This window comes from Paenibacillus sp. GCM10023250 (assembly GCF_042653205.1).
In the GTDB taxonomy this organism is placed as follows: Bacteria; Bacillota; Bacilli; order Paenibacillales; family Paenibacillaceae; genus Paenibacillus_Z.
Window position 1 is genome coordinate 36,280 of record NZ_JBHSHY010000010.1, and the last position, 16,189, is coordinate 52,468.

15 protein-coding genes are annotated in these 16,189 nt (G+C 67.5%); 14 read left to right on the plus strand and 1 reads right to left on the minus strand.

What is annotated here, in order from left to right; all coding sequences use genetic code 11:
- From ACFPB1_RS10645 to ACFPB1_RS10685, 9 genes are all read left to right on the plus strand, one after another.
- Complete coding sequence (locus ACFPB1_RS10645; protein ID WP_379224884.1) at positions 1-918, plus strand: M15 family metallopeptidase; 918 nt, start codon at positions 1-3, stop codon at positions 916-918.
- Entirely contained in the window at positions 915-1,436 is a 522-nt protein-coding gene (locus tag ACFPB1_RS10650; RefSeq protein WP_379224886.1) for an RNA polymerase sigma factor, read from the plus strand. The genes ACFPB1_RS10645 and ACFPB1_RS10650 overlap by 4 nt, the downstream gene beginning before the upstream one ends.
- A gap of 251 nt (positions 1,437-1,687) precedes the next feature.
- The gene (locus ACFPB1_RS10655; protein WP_379224888.1) at positions 1,688-4,015 is read left to right on the plus strand and encodes a xanthine dehydrogenase family protein molybdopterin-binding subunit; all 2,328 of its coding nucleotides are present in this window, start codon (positions 1,688-1,690) and stop codon (positions 4,013-4,015) included.
- Positions 4,012-4,851: an FAD binding domain-containing protein gene (locus ACFPB1_RS10660; RefSeq protein WP_379224890.1), complete on the plus strand. Its 840-nt coding sequence runs from the start codon at positions 4,012-4,014 to the stop codon at positions 4,849-4,851. The genes ACFPB1_RS10655 and ACFPB1_RS10660 overlap by 4 nt, the downstream gene beginning before the upstream one ends.
- Positions 4,848-5,318, plus strand: a complete 471-nt coding sequence (locus ACFPB1_RS10665) for a (2Fe-2S)-binding protein (RefSeq protein ID WP_379224892.1) — start codon at positions 4,848-4,850, stop codon at positions 5,316-5,318. Before ACFPB1_RS10660 ends, ACFPB1_RS10665 begins: the two co-directional genes overlap by 4 nt.
- Positions 5,311-6,621 carry an XdhC family protein gene (locus ACFPB1_RS10670; protein WP_379224894.1) on the plus strand — a complete coding sequence of 437 codons (1,311 nt, stop codon included), beginning with the start codon at positions 5,311-5,313 and terminating at the stop codon, positions 6,619-6,621. The genes ACFPB1_RS10665 and ACFPB1_RS10670 overlap by 8 nt, the downstream gene beginning before the upstream one ends.
- Positions 6,618-7,247 carry a nucleotidyltransferase family protein gene (locus ACFPB1_RS10675; protein WP_379224896.1) on the plus strand — a complete coding sequence of 210 codons (630 nt, stop codon included), beginning with the start codon at positions 6,618-6,620 and terminating at the stop codon, positions 7,245-7,247. Before ACFPB1_RS10670 ends, ACFPB1_RS10675 begins: the two co-directional genes overlap by 4 nt.
- Positions 7,248-7,551: 304 nt before the next feature.
- Positions 7,552-8,664 (plus strand): glycosyltransferase, encoded by a 1,113-nt coding sequence (locus tag ACFPB1_RS10680; protein ID WP_379224898.1) that lies wholly within the window; start codon positions 7,552-7,554, stop codon positions 8,662-8,664.
- On the plus strand, positions 8,661-9,278 hold the full coding sequence (locus tag ACFPB1_RS10685) for a glycerol-3-phosphate acyltransferase (RefSeq protein WP_379224900.1): 618 nt from the start codon (positions 8,661-8,663) through the stop codon (positions 9,276-9,278). The genes ACFPB1_RS10680 and ACFPB1_RS10685 overlap by 4 nt, the downstream gene beginning before the upstream one ends.
- Positions 9,279-9,946: 668 nt before the next feature.
- On the opposite strand, the gene ACFPB1_RS10690 is transcribed toward ACFPB1_RS10685, so the two are convergent.
- Positions 9,947-10,747, minus strand: a complete 801-nt coding sequence (locus ACFPB1_RS10690) for a glucosamine-6-phosphate deaminase (protein WP_379224902.1) — start codon at positions 10,745-10,747, stop codon at positions 9,947-9,949.
- Between the two features lie 304 nt (positions 10,748-11,051).
- Here ACFPB1_RS10690 and ACFPB1_RS10695 point away from each other — a divergent pair, with 304 nt between their 5' ends.
- The 5 genes from ACFPB1_RS10695 (at position 11,052) to hflX (ending at position 16,112) form a co-directional block, all read left to right on the plus strand.
- On the plus strand, positions 11,052-12,074 hold the full coding sequence (locus ACFPB1_RS10695; RefSeq protein WP_379224904.1) for a zinc-dependent alcohol dehydrogenase: 1,023 nt from the start codon (positions 11,052-11,054) through the stop codon (positions 12,072-12,074).
- 533 nt (positions 12,075-12,607) lie between these two features.
- Positions 12,608-12,901: a PHP domain-containing protein gene (locus ACFPB1_RS10700; RefSeq protein WP_379224907.1), complete on the plus strand. Its 294-nt coding sequence runs from the start codon at positions 12,608-12,610 to the stop codon at positions 12,899-12,901.
- Positions 12,874-13,482, plus strand: a complete 609-nt coding sequence (locus ACFPB1_RS10705) for an aminotransferase class III-fold pyridoxal phosphate-dependent enzyme (RefSeq protein WP_379224909.1) — start codon at positions 12,874-12,876, stop codon at positions 13,480-13,482. The genes ACFPB1_RS10700 and ACFPB1_RS10705 overlap by 28 nt, the downstream gene beginning before the upstream one ends.
- A gap of 50 nt (positions 13,483-13,532) precedes the next feature.
- Entirely contained in the window at positions 13,533-14,309 is a 777-nt protein-coding gene (locus tag ACFPB1_RS10710) for a DeoR/GlpR family DNA-binding transcription regulator (RefSeq protein WP_379224911.1), read from the plus strand.
- 522 nt (positions 14,310-14,831) lie between these two features.
- On the plus strand, positions 14,832-16,112 hold the full coding sequence (gene hflX, locus ACFPB1_RS10715; protein WP_379225070.1) for a GTPase HflX: 1,281 nt from the start codon (positions 14,832-14,834) through the stop codon (positions 16,110-16,112).
- The last annotated feature ends 77 nt before the right edge of the window (positions 16,113-16,189 follow it).

The window sequence follows — 16,189 nt, forward strand, 5'->3', positions numbered from 1 at the left end:
ATGAAGTCAACCTGGTGGATCCCGCTGCTGCTTGCCGCGATGCTGATGACGTTAACGGCCTGCGCCGGCGGGCCTTTTCAATCGAAAGCCGCTTCCGGGAGCGGCCTTGCGGGACAGGCCTCCGGCGACGCGGACGGCCGGCTCGCCGACGGCGGCGGCCCGAATGAACAAGCCGGCGGGGCTGCCGGTCAGCCTGACGGGCGCGCGGACGCGGCGGCCGGCGGCGCCGGCCAAGCGCCGGCGAACAGCGGCGGCGAGACGCCGGCGAGCGGCGGCGGAGCGGACGCCGAAGCCCGGCAGACGGTCGCAGAGCCGGACGCCGTGACGGCGCTCGTCAACAAGCGCAACAAGCTGCCGGACGCGTACGAACCGGACGACCTCGTGTATCCGGACGTCAAGTTCACGTTCCGCGAAAAGATCGAGAAGCGGATGATGCGCAAAGAAGCCGCGGACGCGCTCGAGGGGCTCTTCGCGGCCGCGAAGAAGGACGGCCTGCCCTTGGCCGGCGTGTCGGCGTACCGCTCGTTCAAACGGCAGAAGGAGCTGTTCGACCGCTACGTACGCGAGGACGGTCTCGCGAAAGCGGAGACGTACAGCGCCTATCCGGGCACGAGCGAGCACGAGACGGGACTCGCGATCGACGTCTCCGGCGCGGACGGCACGTGCCAGGCGACGGCTTGCTTCGCGGACAAGCCGGAGGCGGCTTGGCTCGCCGAGCACGCGCACGAATACGGCTTTATCATTCGGTATCCGAAGGGGAAAGAAGCCGTGACGGGCTACGTCTACGAGCCATGGCACCTCCGTTACGTCGGCGAGGCAACGGCTGCAGCCATGTACGGGCAGGGCTTGACGCTCGAGGAATACGAAGGCGCGGCCGCCGTGACCGCGCCGGGCGGCGACGCGGGGGCTGCGCGATGAGCGGCGCGGGGCAGCTGGCTGCCGCATCGGAACGGGAGGCGAGAGAGGAGGAGTTCAACCGGCTGTACGCGCGGTACGAGCGGCTCGTCCACGCTACGGCCTACGCGATCGTCCGGGACCGGTATTTGGCCCAGGACATCGCGCAGGAGGTATTTCTAAACATCTACGCCCGCCTCGATTCGGTGCGGAACGCCGCGAATCCGGAAGCTTGGATGACGACCGTTGCGCGGAACAAGGCGATCGATTACCGCCGCAAGGCGAGCGGGCGCGTGCTGCTGACGGACCGGGTCGAGCGCTGGAGCGCGGCGGCCTCCGGCCCGGACCGCGCCTCGGTCGCCGAAGACGCGCTTCGGCTGATTCTGCGGCTGGATCCGCTGCTGCGCCAGCCGCTCCTGCTCATCTACGCGCACGACCTGACCTACGAGCAGATCGCGCGCGCCGAGCGCCTGACGGTGGCCGCCGTGAAGACGCGCATCCACCGCGCGCGGAAACAGCTGCGCGCCATGGCGCGGGACTAAGCGCGCGTCCGCCGGCGCGCCGGCCCGCACGAACAGAAAGAGCCTTTGCCCCTGCGGGAGCAAAGGTTCTTTCTGTTCATACCCGCGCGGGGCGGCTGTCAACCGCGCCGCGGTCAACCGCGCCTCCGGCCGCTATGCCGCCCTGCGGCGGAACGCCCCGCGCGCGCATAAGACAACATCCCGCCGCTATATGATGATACAAGGCGTCTTAAAGCCGGCGCACTCGGCCAAGCGCGAAGGAGGAGACGACGGTGGATACGATCGGCAAGGGCGTGCCGAGGCTGGAATCGCGGGACAAGGTGACGGGCTTCGCCCGCTATACGAACGATACGGAAGCGTCCCGCCTGCTGCACGGGTGGCTGGTGACGAGCCCCCATGCTCATGCGCGGATCGTCGCCATCGACGCTTCCGACGCGTTGAAGCTCGGAGGCGTGCGCGCCGTCGTGACCGGGGAGGCGCATCCGGAGCCGACGGGGCCGCTGCTCGCCGACCGGCCGCCGCTGGCCTACGGCAAGGCGCGCTATTTCGGCGAGCCGATCGCGGTGGTCGTCGCCGACACGGAGCGTCTCGCGAAGCTGGCGGCGGGACGGATCCGCACCGCGTTCGAGCCCCTGCCGGCCGTGCGGTCCCCGAGCGCGGCCCTGCTGCCGGACGCGCCGCTCGTGCACGACGACCCGGCCGCGTACCGCCGGTACGGAGACGTGTACCCCGAGCCGAACAGCAATATCGGCAGCCGCACCCGCATCCGCAAAGGCGACATGAATGCAGGGTGGGCGGCCAGCGACGTCATCGTGGAGACTTCGCTGCGGTTCGGCCCGTCCGACCACGCCGCGATGGAGCCGCGCTCCGCCATCGTGGAGATCATGCCGAGCGGGCTCGTGCGGATCGAGTCGTCGACGCAGGACGGCTTTCATATGGGTCCGCTGTTCGAGCAGGTATTCGGCTTGAAGCAGACACAGGTCGCGACGCGCGTTCCTTTCGTCGGGGGCGCGTTCGGCGGGAAGGGCTCCGTGCAGCTGGAATATATCGCGTACCTGGCTTCGAAGGCGTGCGGGGGGCTGCCCGTCAAGATCAACAACGTCCGGGAGACGGACATGGCCGGCTCGCCCAGCCATATTGGCCTGGAAGCGGCCGTAAAGGTGGGCGCCTCGCGGGACGGCAAGCTGCAGGCCGTGGACATCACGTATTTATTCGATACCGGCGGCTACACGGATCTGGGACCTTCGGTGGCGAAGGCCGCAGCGGTCGACTGCACGGGGCCGTACCGCGTCGACAACGTCCGCTGCGACTCGCTGTGCGTGTATACGAACCATCCGTACGCGACGGCCTTCCGGGGCTTCGGCCATACGGAATCGCATTACTGCATCGAGCGGGCGATGGACCTGCTGGCGGACAGACTCGGGATGGATCCGCTCGCGCTGCGGCTGTTGAACGCCGTCAAGCCGGGGGACACGACGCCGACGCAGGCGCCGCTGAACCGCAGCAACCTGGGCGACGTGGAGCAGTGCATCGCGCGGCTGAAGACGCTGATCCGCTGGGAGGACGGCAGGCGGGTCGAGGACGCCGGCGGCAAGGTGAGGGCGAAGGGCGCGGCCTGCATATGGAAGACGTCCACGTCCAAGATCGACACCGGCAGCGGCGCGGTCGTCACGTTCAACCCGGACGGCAGCCTGAATCTCGGGGTCGGCCCGAGCGAGATCGGGCAGGGGAACCGGACCGCGATGGCGCAGCTGCTGGCCCGGCGGATGGACGTTCCGCTGTCGCGGGTGCGGGTCAAAATGGACGTCGACACGGAGCTGACCCCCGAGCATTGGAAGACGGTCGCAAGCTCGTCCACGATGATGGCCGGCCGGGCGGTGCTCGGCGCCGCGGACGACGCGCTCGCGCAGCTAAAGCGCAACGCCTCGCGCGTGCTGAAGCGCCCGCCGGAGGAGCTGGAGACCGCCGGCGGCGCGGTGTACGCCAGGGACGACCCGAAGCGGCGCCTGACGTTCGGCGACCTCGCGAACGGCTACGCCTATCCGGACGGGAGCACCGCCGGGGAACCGGTCATCGGCCGGGGGACGTTCCGGGTGCACGGGCTGCGGACGCTCGACCCCGAGACGGGCAAAGGCATTCCCGGCCCGCAGTGGACCGTCGGCGCGCAGGCCGTCGAAGTCGAGCTCGACACCCGCGACTGGACGTACCGCATCCTGACGGCGGCGTCCGTGTTCGACGCCGGCCGCGTGCTGAACGAAGCGCTGGCGCGCGGGCAGGTCATGGGCGGCATGAACATGGGGCTCAGCTTCGCCACGCGCGAAGGCTTCCTGTTCGACGAAGCGGGCGCGGTGCTTAACCCGCAGCTGCGGACGTACAAGATCACCCGCTACGGGGAAACGCCGGACTACTTGGTGGACTTCGTCGAGACGCCGTACCTCGACGGCCCGTACGGCGCGAGGGGCATCGGGGAGCACAGCACGATCGGCATGCCGGCGGCGCTCGCGAACGCGCTGTCGGCCGCGGCCGGCGTCCCGCTGAACGAGCTTCCGCTGACCCCGGAGCTGATTTGGCGGCATAAGGAGGGCGGTGGACAGCCATGATTGCGTACGACTTCGAATATTTCCGGCCGGCGTCCGTCAGCGAAGCGGTCCGGCTGTACCGGCAGGCGGAGGCGCGAGGCCTGTCGCCGCTCTATTACGCGGGCGGCTCGGAGATCATCTCGATGGCGCGCCTGGAGCAGCTGCGCACCGGGGCGGTCATCGACATCAAGGCGATCCCCGACTGCTGCGTCATGGAATTCCGCGGCGGCCGGCTCGTCATCGGGGCGGCGGTGCCGCTGATCGCGGTGGAGGAGCATCCGCTGTTCCCGCTGCTCGCTGACACGGCGCGGGACGTGGCCGACCATACGAACCGGAACCGCATCACCGTCGGCGGCAATTTATGCGGCCGGTTCTACTATCGGGAAGCGCTGCTGCCCTTCCTGCTCGCCGACGCCGAAGCCGTGCTCGCAGGGCCGGACGGGACGCGGACCGTGCCGATCGCCGATATTCTGAATGGCGAGCCGCGGCTCGCGCCGGGCGAGCTGCTCGTGCAGGTGATGGCCGACCGCCGGTATTTCGGGCTGCCGTACGTGACGGTCAAGAAGACGAAGATGGAACGCATCGACTATCCGCTCGTCCGCGTGACGGCCTTGAAGACGGGCGAAGGCATCCGGATCGCGTTCAGCGGCGTCAGCGCCATACCGTTCCGTTCGGCGCGGCTGGAGGCGATCCTGAACGACGCCTCGCTCCCTATGGAGGAGCGGATCGACCGCGCCATCGCGGAATGGCCGGCGCCGATATTGAGCGACATGCTCGCCTCGGCGGCGTACCGGACGTTCGTGCTGCGCAACACGCTGCAGGATACGATGGCGGAATTGGAACGGAGGGGCATATGAGCGATCGGGGTATCGTCAAAGGCGAAATGGAGCTGCTGGCCAACGGCAAGCGGCGGCCCGTCGTCGTCCGCTCGGCGGATACGCTGCTGCGGGTGCTCCGCGAAAACTTGGGGCTCACGGGGGCGAAGGCCGGCTGCGAGAACGGCGACTGCGGCGCCTGCACGGTCATGCTGAACGGCCTCGCGGTCAAGTCCTGCCTGGTGCTGGCCATCGAGACGCACGGCATGCGCATCACGACCATCGAGGGCTTGGAGGACGCGCCGATCCAGCAGGCGTTCATCGACCATTTCGCGTTTCAATGCGGCTTCTGCACGTCGGGCTTCATCATGAATTGCCAGGCGCTCGTCGAACGGGTCCCGGATGCGGACGAAGCCGTCGTGACGGAATGGCTGCGCTCCAATATTTGCCGCTGCACGAGCTACCAGGAGATCCGGGCGGCGATCCATGCGGTGCTCGGTCGTGAATGACCGCTGCCGCATGCTGCGGGCGCTGAAGGCGCAAGGCCGGCAGCGCTGCGCCATGGCGACGGTGATCGCGGTGGAGGGCTCGGCCTATCGGCACGCAGGCGCCAAAATGCTGATCGCCGAGGACGGGACCGCGCACGGCGTCATCAGCGCGGGCTGCCTGGAGGAGGATCTGCGGCACCGCGCCGTGGAGGTCATGGCCGCCGGCCGGCCGCTGTCGCTGACGTACGACCTGCGCGCGGAGGACGATCTGTCCTGGGGCCGCGGAGCGGGCTGCAACGGGCGCGTCACCGTCTATGTCGAGCCGTGCGCCTGGACGGACGGGGCCGAAGGCGGCGGGGCGTCCGTCTGGGCACGCGCGGCGGCATGCCTGGAGCGGGGCGCGCAGGTCGTGCATGCGCGGCGGCTGCGCGGCGGGGGCGAGGCGATCGGCGCGGGGGACGAGGCGAGCGGGACGGGACCGCGGCCGAGGCCCGAGGCGCCGCCGCGGCCGGAGGAAGGGAGCAGGTGGGCGGGCCGCCAAGGCGGGGGCGAGGCGGCTCTACTCCCGGAGGACGAACACGGGCGGGAAGACCGCCGCGGCGGTGCTGGCGAGGCCGAGGCGGCTGTGCAGCCGGAGCGCGCGGGTTACCGCGATGACGGGGGAGATTCTTGGCGCGGCGGGGAGCGGGACGATGGGCCTGGGTTGTTCTACGCGGAGGACGGCGAGATGTTCGGACGCGCGGCGGGGCTGGAGGCGCCGGACGGCTGGCTGCTTGCGGCGCTCGACCGGTTCCTTGCGCGCGGCGCGGCGATCGGGACCGTGCCGCTGCCCGCGGGCGAAGGGATGCTGCTGCTCGAGCTCTACCGGCCGCCGGAGCGGCTGATCGTCTTCGGCGCGGGGCCCGATACCGAGCCGCTGGTCCGGCTCGCGGCGGCGGCGGACTTCGCCGTCACGGTCGTCGATCCGCGCGAGGCGAGGTGCAGCGCGGCGCATTATCCTGACGCGCGGCTCGTCGCCCTGCACCCGGAGACGTACCTCGCGCGGCATCCGATTCCCGCGGACGCTTTCGTGCTCGTCATGACGCACGGCTTCGCGCAGGACCGGGAGATCGTGCGGCGGCTGATGGCGGCGCCGCCCCGCTACGCCGGCGTCCTGGGCGCGCGGGGCCGGACGGAGCGGCTGGTCGCGCCTGATCCCGTGCCGGGCTGGCTGCGCGCGCCGGTCGGCGCGGACATCGGCGCCGAGGGGCCGGAGGAGATCGCCGTCAGCATCGTCGCGGAGCTGATCGGGCACCGGAGCGGCCGGCGCCGGAGGCGGACATGAGCCGGGTCGGCGCCGTGATTCTCGCGGCCGGCATGTCGACGCGGATGGGGCGGTTCAAGCCGCTTGTTCCCTTGGCCGGCAAGCCATTGTTCCGCTACGCGGCGGAGACCGCGCTCGCGGCGGGGCTGTCCCCGGTCGTCCTGGTCGGAGGCCACCGCGTGCGGGAGCTTGCCGCGGCGGCGGCTCCGTTCGGCGCGCGGCTCGTGATCGCCGAAAACCCGGCGTACCAGACGGGGATGGCATCCTCGCTGCGGACCGGCATCGCGGCGCCGGCGGACCGGACGGACGCGGCGCTCGTGTTTCTGGCCGACCAGCCGCTCGTCCCGCGCGCCGTCGTGGACGCGCTGCTGCGTGAGTACGGCCGCGGCCGCGGCGAGGGCGTCCGCATCGTGCGGCCCGCCTACGCCGGCGCGCCGGGCCATCCCGTGCTGTTCGACGCCGGGCTGTACGCGGAGTTCGCGGCGTTGAGCGGCGACGAGGGCGGCAAGTCCATCCTCGCCCGGCACCGCGCCGCGCTGCGGATCCTCCCGTTCGGCGACGCGGCATGGGGGCTGGACGCCGACACGCCCGAGGGACTGTCGGAGCTGGAGGCGCGATTGGCGCGGGAACCAGGCGGACCGGGGTGAGGGCATGCGGCCGGGCGCACGAGCGACGTGCGCCACGCTTGCTGGTTGAGGCGCGCCGCAGGTCGGCGTGCGCCCGCGGCGCTTGCCGACCGGTTGCAGCGGCGGGGAGGCCGTTGCCCGCTTGCCGTACGGGCGGGCAGCTCCTGCCGCCCCGCCCGCCGCCGTCCTGCCGTCTGGACAAGCTTTTGCCGCCAAGCGCCGAAATGCTGCTTTTCCGCATTCCCGGCGGTCTGCAAAATCGTGGAAGTTTATGGAAATATCTCTTATGATAGATTCATATCCTAAACGATACGGGGGTGGGGATATGGGTTTGCCGCTTCTGCTGCTGGCGGCTCTGCTGGCGTGCGCTTGCGCCGCGGGCTTGGTCTTGTTTCGCGCGAATACGATTCCCTCCGCCCTTCCTTCGGACGCGCCGGCAGGCGGCAGGCTGTCCGTCGTCATCCCGGCGCGCAACGAGGCGCGCAATCTGCCTCGCCTATTGGGCTCGCTGCGGGCGCAGACGCTCCGGCCGTTCGAGGTCATCGTCGTGGACGACGGATCGGAGGACGAGACGCGGGCCGTCGCGGAGGGCTTCGGTGTTACCGTCGTTGCCGGCACGCCGCCGCCCCCGGGCTGGACGGGCAAAAACTGGGCCGTCTGGAACGGCTACCAACGTACGTCCGGCGAGCTGATTGCCTTCCTCGACGCGGACGTGCGGCTCGCGCCGGGGGCGCTGGCTGCGCTGCTCGCGGCGCGGGCGAAGACGGGGGGCGTCGTCTCCGTCGTGCCGTTCCACCAGACGGAGCGGTTTTACGAACGGCTGGCGCTCGTCGCGAACATCCTGGGGCTGTTCGCGTTCACATCCCCGTTCGAGCGGACCAACCCGAAGAAGGGGCTATACGGGTCGTGCATCCTGACGGCGCGGGACGATTACGAACGGGCGCAGGGCCATGAGGCGATCAAATCCGAGCTGCTGGACGACCTGAACCTAGGCGCCAAATTCACGGAGGCCGGCATTCCGGTGACGAATTTTATCGGCCGCGGCACGGTGTCCTTCCGCATGTACCCCGGCGGCATCCGCAGCGAGATCGAAGGCTTCAGCAAAGGCGCGGTGCTCAGCACGGGCAAACTGAACGGGCGGACGATCGCGCTCGTGGCCGCGTGGCTCGTCGGGCTGATCGCGGCGGAGGCGGCGCCATTCCTGCTCGGCACCTCCTGGGCTTGGCCGTTCGTCGCCGCCTACGCGCTCTATACGGCGCAGATTTATTATTTCGTGCGCTATACGGGCCGCTTCGGCCGGTGGCTGCCGGCGGTTCACCTGCTGAGCACCGCGTTTTTCCTGTATGTGATGGCATACTCGGCGTACCAGGTCGTCTTCCTGGGGCATGTCGCATGGAAGGGAAGGCGCATCGAGGTGGGAGGCCGGGAAAATCGATGATCATCGTGTGGACGGTTCTGTCTTTTCTCTGCGGTTCCCTGATGTTCTCCTACTGGCTCGGCCTACTGGCGAACCATAACTTGCGCGACGTCGGCGACGGCAATCCGGGCGCGATCAATTTGTGGCAAGCGGCGGGCTATTCGTACGGGCTGGCCGGCATCGCGCTGGATTTTGCGAAAGGCTGGGCGCCGCTCTTCGCGCTCGCCGCGACGGGCGCGTTGGACGGGTATGGCCTCGTGCCCCCCGCCGCCGCCGCGATTCTCGGGCATATGTTCTCCCCGTTCCTGCGCGGGCGGGGCGGCAAAGCAATCGCCGTGACGTTCGGGGTATGGAGCGGGCTGACGGGCTTCGCCGCCTCGCTCGCTTATGCCGTCATTTTGGCGGCGCTGCTGGCCGGCTCCCGGCTGTTCACGCGGGGCAAGCCGACCTCCTCGGCGGCGGACGGCTTTCAGGTCGTGGCCGGCATGCTGCTGCTGACGGGCTATCTGGCCGTCGCCGGCTATCCGGGCGCGACGGTGCTGTTCGGGCTCGTCAGCTTCGGGCTGCTCGCGTACGCCCACCGGCGGGAGCTGCGGCGGTTCTTCGCGCAGGTGCAGGACAGCCGGGGACGATAGCCTGGCGCGTGACGCGTTGGGGGCGGCGGTTTTGGGCGCGGGGGGGCGCCGGTGCGGTTGAGTGTGCGGCGCATGGCACGCGAGGAAGGTTGTTCGTTCGCTCGCTAGGTCAGGCGAGGTACACTCCGGCGCCGCTGTGGGCCAGGCATTGCCGCGGGGATGCGCCTTCGCAGCCAGACAAGCTAGCCACGCGGACAGGAAAGCCGTTAATGGCGCGAAAGGCTTCATTTTCGGCGCTTCGCGGCCACAGGAGCCGCTATTGGGCCGGATCGAGGGGAAATCGGCGGTTTGGCACCCGAATAGCGGAACGTGTGGCCGCCTAATCGCGAAAATCGCCGTTTTCGGCGAAATAGCGGCATCTGTGTCCGCCAAACTAGCGGGCTGGCTCTTGTTGCCGAGGACAGCCGCAGCCGTCTCCGTTGCAGGCGGCCCCGAAACCATCCCCGAGAAGCCCGGTCAGCACAGGCCGGGCTTTCGCGCGGCGTGGCATCGTTCACGCCATGAATAATCAACGTCGTAACATAGCTGGCGATTCTGCCGAACCGCGAGCCTTTCCCCTCAATGGCTGAATCCTTGCCCCGTCCGCAGCGCCGTGAACGCATAGATCTCGCGCATCATGCCCGCGACCTGCCGGCGGCCTGCCGGCATCATGCCGGCGACCGCGATCCTCATCGTGCCGGCTCCCCGGCTGCTTCGGAACGGCCCTCGCGGCGCGCGGCCGCTTCGGCTTCCGCCTGCAGATAGAGCGCCGCCGCGGCTTCGTCCAGCACGACCTCGACGTTCGGATGCAGCTGCAGCACGGTCGCCGGGCATTCGGTCGTGATCGGTCCGCGCAGCGCCCGGGCGACGATCCCGGCCTTCTCCTCGCCGACCGCCACGAGGACGATCCGGCGGGAGCGCATCACGGTGCCCCAGCCGAACGTCACGGCCGCCGTCGGCACGTCCTCCAGCCGGCCGCCGAACAGCGGCGCGTACAGCTGCCGGTTGACCTCCGCGATCGGCGTCACGAACGAACGCGCGGGCAGCGAGGCGGCCGGCTCGATGAAGCAGAGGTGGCCGTTGATGCCGAGGCCGACGAGCTGATAGTCGATGCCGCCGTGCGCCTCGATGAACCGCTCCATGCGCTCGCACTCGTCCTCGGGGCGCTCCGCCATGCCGTCCGGGATGAAGCGGCGCTCCTCGGGATGGCGGATGTGGCCGAAGAAGTGGCGCTGCATATAGGCGTGGTAGCTTTCCTCGTGCTCGCGGGGGATCCCGATCTGCTCGTCAGGATTGACGAACCAGCAGGATGAGAAATCGGCGGCGCCCGCCTGCTCCCGCGCGATCAGTTCCCGGTAAATGCCGGTGCGCAGCGGGGTGTTCCCGGTCGTCCAGGCGATCAGGGCGTCCGGCTTCGCGGCGACGACCTCCGCGATGTCGTCGGCGATGCGGGCGCCGATCCGGTCAAGCGGCAAAACGCGAATGTTCATGTGAAGCAGCCTCCTTCAGGTAACGGGGGGAGCGGCAAACGCCCCAGGGACCCGTTTCATCCCATAAGTATGGCAAAGGGGATCGGAAAAGTCGATGAAAGGAACCGAATATTTGGTGTACGGATTTGACGTGCGGCCGTCCGCCTGGCGCGGGAGCAGGGGCATATGGACGGCTGCCGGTCCGCGGCGGCGCAGGCGGGATGCGGGACGTTTGGCGTGATAACGGACTGTTCGAATCCGCGCGCGGGCTTATAATGGAGATGTCGAAAGGACGAATAGGGTTGGCCGGGGAGGATACGGGAATATGAAGACGAAAGCATGGTACGCCAAGGCGCCGTTTCAATTCGAGCTACGCGAGGGCGAGCTGGGGGCGATCGGCGAGGACGAAGTGCTGATCCGCGTCAAAGCGTGCGGGATCTGCGGCACGGACATGACAAGCGTGAAGTCGGCCGCGGCCGACTGGGAGGCGATCGGGCACGAAATCGCGGGCGTCGTGGTCGAGAAGGGCGCGCGCGTCGGGCATGTCGGCGTCGGCGCGTCGGTGACGCTGGAGACGAGCACGTTTTGCCGGACGTGCGAATGGTGCCGGGACGGCCGGTACGACTTGTGCAACAAAGGGCCGAGCTTCTGGGGGCGCCGCTTCTCCATGGGCTTCGCCGAGTACGTCGTCGCGCCGAAGGAGGTCGTCGTGCCGTTCGAGGGGCTGTCCTTCGCGGTTGCGTCGCTCGTGGAGCCGCTCGGCGTGGCGGTCGACCTGACGGAGACGGTCGACATCCGCATGGGCGAGGACGTGCTGGTGCTGGGCCTCGGGCCGATCGGCCTGATGGCGCTTCGTCTCGCGAAGCTGCGGGGCGCGCGCAAAATCTACGCGGCGGCCCGCTCCCACTCCGTTAAGCGCATCGAGACGGCGCTCGCGTTCGGGGCGGATGAGATCATCTACACGGACAAGACGCCGCTCGAGACGTACCCGTTCGAACGCGGCGGGGTGGACCGCGTGCTCGTCACGTCGCCGCCGCAGACGATCCCGCCCGCGTTCAAGGCGGCGCGGACGGGCGGCGTGATCGGCTACATCGGCATCGAATACGGCGCGGGCGCGAGCATCTCGTTCGACGCGAACGAATTCCACTTCAAGAAGCTGCAGCTGCGGGGTTCCCACGCGACGCCGGCGCTGTTCTTCCCGAAATGCATCGAGCTGTTGAAGTCGGGCGCCGTCGACGGCGACGCGCTCATCTCGCATACGTTCGCGTTGGACGAGTTTCCGGATGCGATGAAGGCGCTGCGCGACGACCGCGGGTCGGCCATCAAGATGGTCATGGTGAACGAGTAGGGAGAGCAGCAACCCGAATGGCGAAGAGCCCGGCCGAGCAGGCCGGGCTTTTCGCCGTGCTTGGCGCACGGGGGAGGCGGCGTCAATCGCGCGGTCCGGCCGTTCCGGCGTTCCCGGGGCGCATCCCGGCGCCGACCCGAACGTTTAACGGCATGAACCGCCCTCCTTTTGCTGAACGCGACTGCAGCCTGCGGCCGATAACCGAATACCGCGGCAGCGCACAGCCGACACCAAGCCGCCAAGCGGCACGTGTCGGCTATTTATGTTGGATTTTGTTGATTTGGCGTAAAGGAGCCGACCTTCCCGTCTTCGCGGCCGACCGTCCCGGCAAGCGCAAGGCTTCGTGCCGCGCCGGCGCCGTGCAGCGAAGAGGCTTGCAAAACCAAGCACGGGAGCGGGGATTTGCGGCTGCGAGTTTAATATACTGTTAAATCTCCCGGATACGGTTGAATTGCAGGGGAGGCCAATGTATGCTGAATACAAACAACATAATCACAACTAAATACATTATAAAACCAATCGGAGGGACATTCGTGAGAGACATCATTTTGATCGACCGCAACCAACCGGCGTACAAAGGCAATCTGCATCTGCATACCACGTGGTCGGACGGCCGGCTGCCGGCGGCGGAAGTCGTCGAAGCGTTCAAAGCGAAGGGCTATCATTTTATTTCGATCAGCGACCATGACGTGTACACCCGCACGGACGAATTCAATACGGCCGATTTCATCACGCTTCCGGGCACTTCTCGTCGACGCCGGTCGTGCCGAGCGGCCGGTTCTGGGCGCGGGTCAAGGCGATGTGCGAGAAGTACGGAGCGCTCTTGATCTTCGACGAGATCATCGAGGGCTTCGGCCGCACGGGCCGCATGTTCGCCTGCGAGCACAGCGTCACGCCGGATGTGCTCGTCCTCGGCAAGTCGCTCGGCGGCGGGCTGCTGCCGTTCGCGGGCATCGTGACGCGCGAGGCGTACAACACGCTGCCGCATGTCTCGATCGGCCACTACACGCACGAGAAGAACGGGTTGTGCGCCGCGGCGGGGCTCGCGATGATCGAGTACGTCGAGAAGCACGATCTCGTGCGGCAGGCCGAGCGCGTCGGCGCGTTCGCGCTGGATTGGCTCGAAAGCCTGCGCGCGGGCTGTCCGCTCGTCAGCCACGTCAGCGGCAAGGGGCTGCATATCGGGATCGAGCTGGTGAAGGGCGTCGGCGCAAAGGAGAAGGCCGTGGCGGAAGCCGAGGCTGTCATGTACAAGGCGATGGAGCGGGGCGTCGCTTTCAAGATCATCGAGGGCAACGTCATCACGCTGCGCCCGTCCCTGCTCATTACGGAGGACGAGATGCGCGGGGCGCTCGAAATCATCGGGCAATGCATCCGCGAAGCCGCGGACGGCTGCGGTTACGAATAACGGCGCAAATGGTATAATAGGCAATAAACAGATTCGAAGGGGAGAACGGCATGTCCCTGGCGGGAGAAGAACGGAAGCGCGGCATTCTCTTCATGCTGAACGAGAAGGGTAAAGTCAACGTCAACGAGCTGTCGCAAAAATTCGACGTCACGACGGAAACGATCCGGCGCGATCTGGACGAGCTGGAGAAAGACAACAAGCTCAAGAAGGTGTACGGCGGGGCGGTGAAATTCGCGCACGACATCGAGCCGGCGTACCACGAGCGGGAAGTCAGCCGCGCGGAGGAGAAACGGCTGATCGGCCAGCACGCGGCGAAGCTGATCGACGACCACGACGTGCTGGTCATCGACGAGGGCAGCACGGCGATGCAGATCATCCATTACCTGGAGGGCAAGCGCGAGCTGACGGTTCTCGTGTGCGCCATCCCGGCGCTCACCCTGCTGATCGAATACCAGAAGCGGGGCGTCTTCGACGGCAAAATCATTTTCATCGGCGGCGAGGTCAACGCCAAGCATCTGCGGGTGTCGGGGCCGATCGCCGAGAAGATGATGGAGGACTTCTACGTGAACAAGTCGTTCATCTCCGTGGACGGCGTGTCGCTGGATAGCGGCCTGTCCGGATTCGACTACGAGCGGGCGCTGTTCACGCGCAAGCTGGTCCGCAGCTCCGAGACCGTGGTCGCGGTGGCGGATTCGTCCAAGATCGGCAAGCGGACGGTCGCCAAGATCGCCGACCTCTCCGACGTGCACTACATCGTCTCGAACGAAGGGCCGCCCGCCGGCTGGGAGAAAGCGCTGCAGGACATGAGCGTGACCTGGGTGTCGTGAGGCTCCGGGCGGGACGGGCTAGGCCGAGACGCGAGGGCGGACTGATTTCCTAGTTCGTTTCCAATGGATTGCAATGCCTGCTCGTCCTGTGTTAGAATGGCAATACTTACAAGGAACGGAGGGTTACGTGTGATAGACTTTATCCGGTTGAGAACGTTGCGCGGCTAATTGAATAGCGCCAATGCTCTGCCCTGTGCAGAGGATCTCAGGATAGGTCTGTCCGCTTGAAGGTAACCCGTTAGCTTTCATCGACGCCTACGAACCGCCGGCCGGCAGCTGGTCCGGTTCGCGTCGTTGCCTTCGGCTTCATACTCGGCCCGGCGCCGCGTCCCGCCCACCCGCGGGCTTCTTCGCGGCACCCGCTGCCGAACCGACCTTTCGCCCGCTGGCGGGAAGCTATGGCTTCCGTACGCCGCGCGGGCGCCGATCCCGAGTTCCTCCGCTTACGCACAGGCCGGCGCGCCGTGCGTTTTTTGTTTTGTCCCCGTTTTTGTCGCAGACAAAGGAGGAATCACGTATATGATGGAACAACCTAGCTTGCAAAAAGCCATAATCGTCGGCGTTAATTTGAACGACCGGCCAGACTTCGCGTACGCGATGGAGGAGCTCCGGAACTTGGCGGAAGCCTGCAATATGGAGGTCGTCGGCGAGCTGACGCAGAAGGCGGTCAAGCTCAACGGCTCCCACTATCTCGGCACGGGCAAGGTCGAGGAGCTGTCCGCTCTCTCGGAGGGCCTCGAGGCCTCGACGATCATCTTCAACGACGAGCTGTCGCCGTCGCAGCTGCGCAACCTCGAAGGCGAGCTGCAGCGCCGGGTCATCGACCGCACGATTCTCATTCTCGACATCTTCGCCGAGCGCGCCCAGACGCGCGAAGCGCAGCTGCAGGTCGAGGTCGCGCAGCTGCAGTACATGCTGCCGCGTCTCGTCGGCCTGCGCGAATCGCTCGGCCGCCAAGGCGGCGGCTCCGGCCTCAAGAACCGCGGCGCGGGCGAGACGAAGCTCGAGCTCGACCGCCGGCGGATCGAGGAGCGGATCTCCGCGCTGCAGGACGACCTCGAGAAGCTCGTCGCGCGGCGCCAGGTGCAGCGCAAGCAGCGCCGGAAGACCGGCGTGCCGGTCGTCTGTCTCGTCGGCTACACGAACGCCGGCAAGTCCAGCCTCATGAACGCGCTGCTTGCCCGGTACATGCCGGATTCCGCCAAGCAAGTGCTGGCCAAAGACATGCTGTTCGCGACGCTGGAGACGTCCGTGCGGGGCATCGACCTGCCGGACAACAAGTCGTTCCTGCTGACCGACACCGTCGGCTTCGTCAGCCAGCTGCCGCATCACCTCGTCAAGGCGTTCCGCTCCACGCTCGAGGAGGTCGCGGAAGCCGACCTGCTAATCCAGGTCGTCGATTACGCGAACCTGGAGCACGATCGGCTGATCGAGGTGACGAACGAGACGCTGAAGGCGCTCGGCGCGGACCACATTCCGATGGTGTACGCGTACAACAAGACTGACCTGACGGGCGAAGCCTATCCGCGCGCGGAGGGGGACGCCGTCTATCTCTCCGTCAAGGAGGAGGCGGGACTCGAGGAGCTGGTCGCGCTCGTGAAGCAGCGGATCTTCCAGGATTACGTGCGCTGCGATGTCGTCATTCCGTTCACGGAAGGGCGGCTCGTCTCGTACTTCAATGCCAACGGCAACGTGCTCGCCACGAGCTACGAGCCGAACGGCACGCGCCTGACGATGGAGTGCAGGCAGGCGGATTACGACAAATACCGCCACGTGTTCGTCGAGCCGGCGGCGGTGGAATAAGCCGCGGCAAGTCAGGAGCAATGCCCGGTCCCTAAGAGCCTGGTTCCCGAAAGTCCGGTCCCTGAGAGCCCGGTCTC

Coding starts and splice junctions, on each gene's coding strand:
- ACFPB1_RS10645 (WP_379224884.1), top strand. CDS start 1: ATGAAGTCAACCTGGTGGATCCCGCTGCTGCTTGCCGCGATGCTGATG.
- ACFPB1_RS10650 (WP_379224886.1), top strand. CDS start 915: ATGAGCGGCGCGGGGCAGCTGGCTGCCGCATCGGAACGGGAGGCGAGA.
- ACFPB1_RS10660 (WP_379224890.1), top strand. CDS start 4,012: ATGATTGCGTACGACTTCGAATATTTCCGGCCGGCGTCCGTCAGCGAA.
- ACFPB1_RS10665 (WP_379224892.1), top strand. CDS start 4,848: ATGAGCGATCGGGGTATCGTCAAAGGCGAAATGGAGCTGCTGGCCAAC.
- ACFPB1_RS10675 (WP_379224896.1), top strand. CDS start 6,618: ATGAGCCGGGTCGGCGCCGTGATTCTCGCGGCCGGCATGTCGACGCGG.
- ACFPB1_RS10680 (WP_379224898.1), top strand. CDS start 7,552: ATGGGTTTGCCGCTTCTGCTGCTGGCGGCTCTGCTGGCGTGCGCTTGC.
- ACFPB1_RS10685 (WP_379224900.1), top strand. CDS start 8,661: ATGATCATCGTGTGGACGGTTCTGTCTTTTCTCTGCGGTTCCCTGATG.
- ACFPB1_RS10690 (WP_379224902.1), bottom strand. CDS start 10,747: ATGAACATTCGCGTTTTGCCGCTTGACCGGATCGGCGCCCGCATCGCC.
- ACFPB1_RS10695 (WP_379224904.1), top strand. CDS start 11,052: ATGAAGACGAAAGCATGGTACGCCAAGGCGCCGTTTCAATTCGAGCTA.
- ACFPB1_RS10705 (WP_379224909.1), top strand. CDS start 12,874: ATGTGCGAGAAGTACGGAGCGCTCTTGATCTTCGACGAGATCATCGAG.
- ACFPB1_RS10710 (WP_379224911.1), top strand. CDS start 13,533: ATGTCCCTGGCGGGAGAAGAACGGAAGCGCGGCATTCTCTTCATGCTG.
- hflX (WP_379225070.1), top strand. CDS start 14,832: ATGGAACAACCTAGCTTGCAAAAAGCCATAATCGTCGGCGTTAATTTG.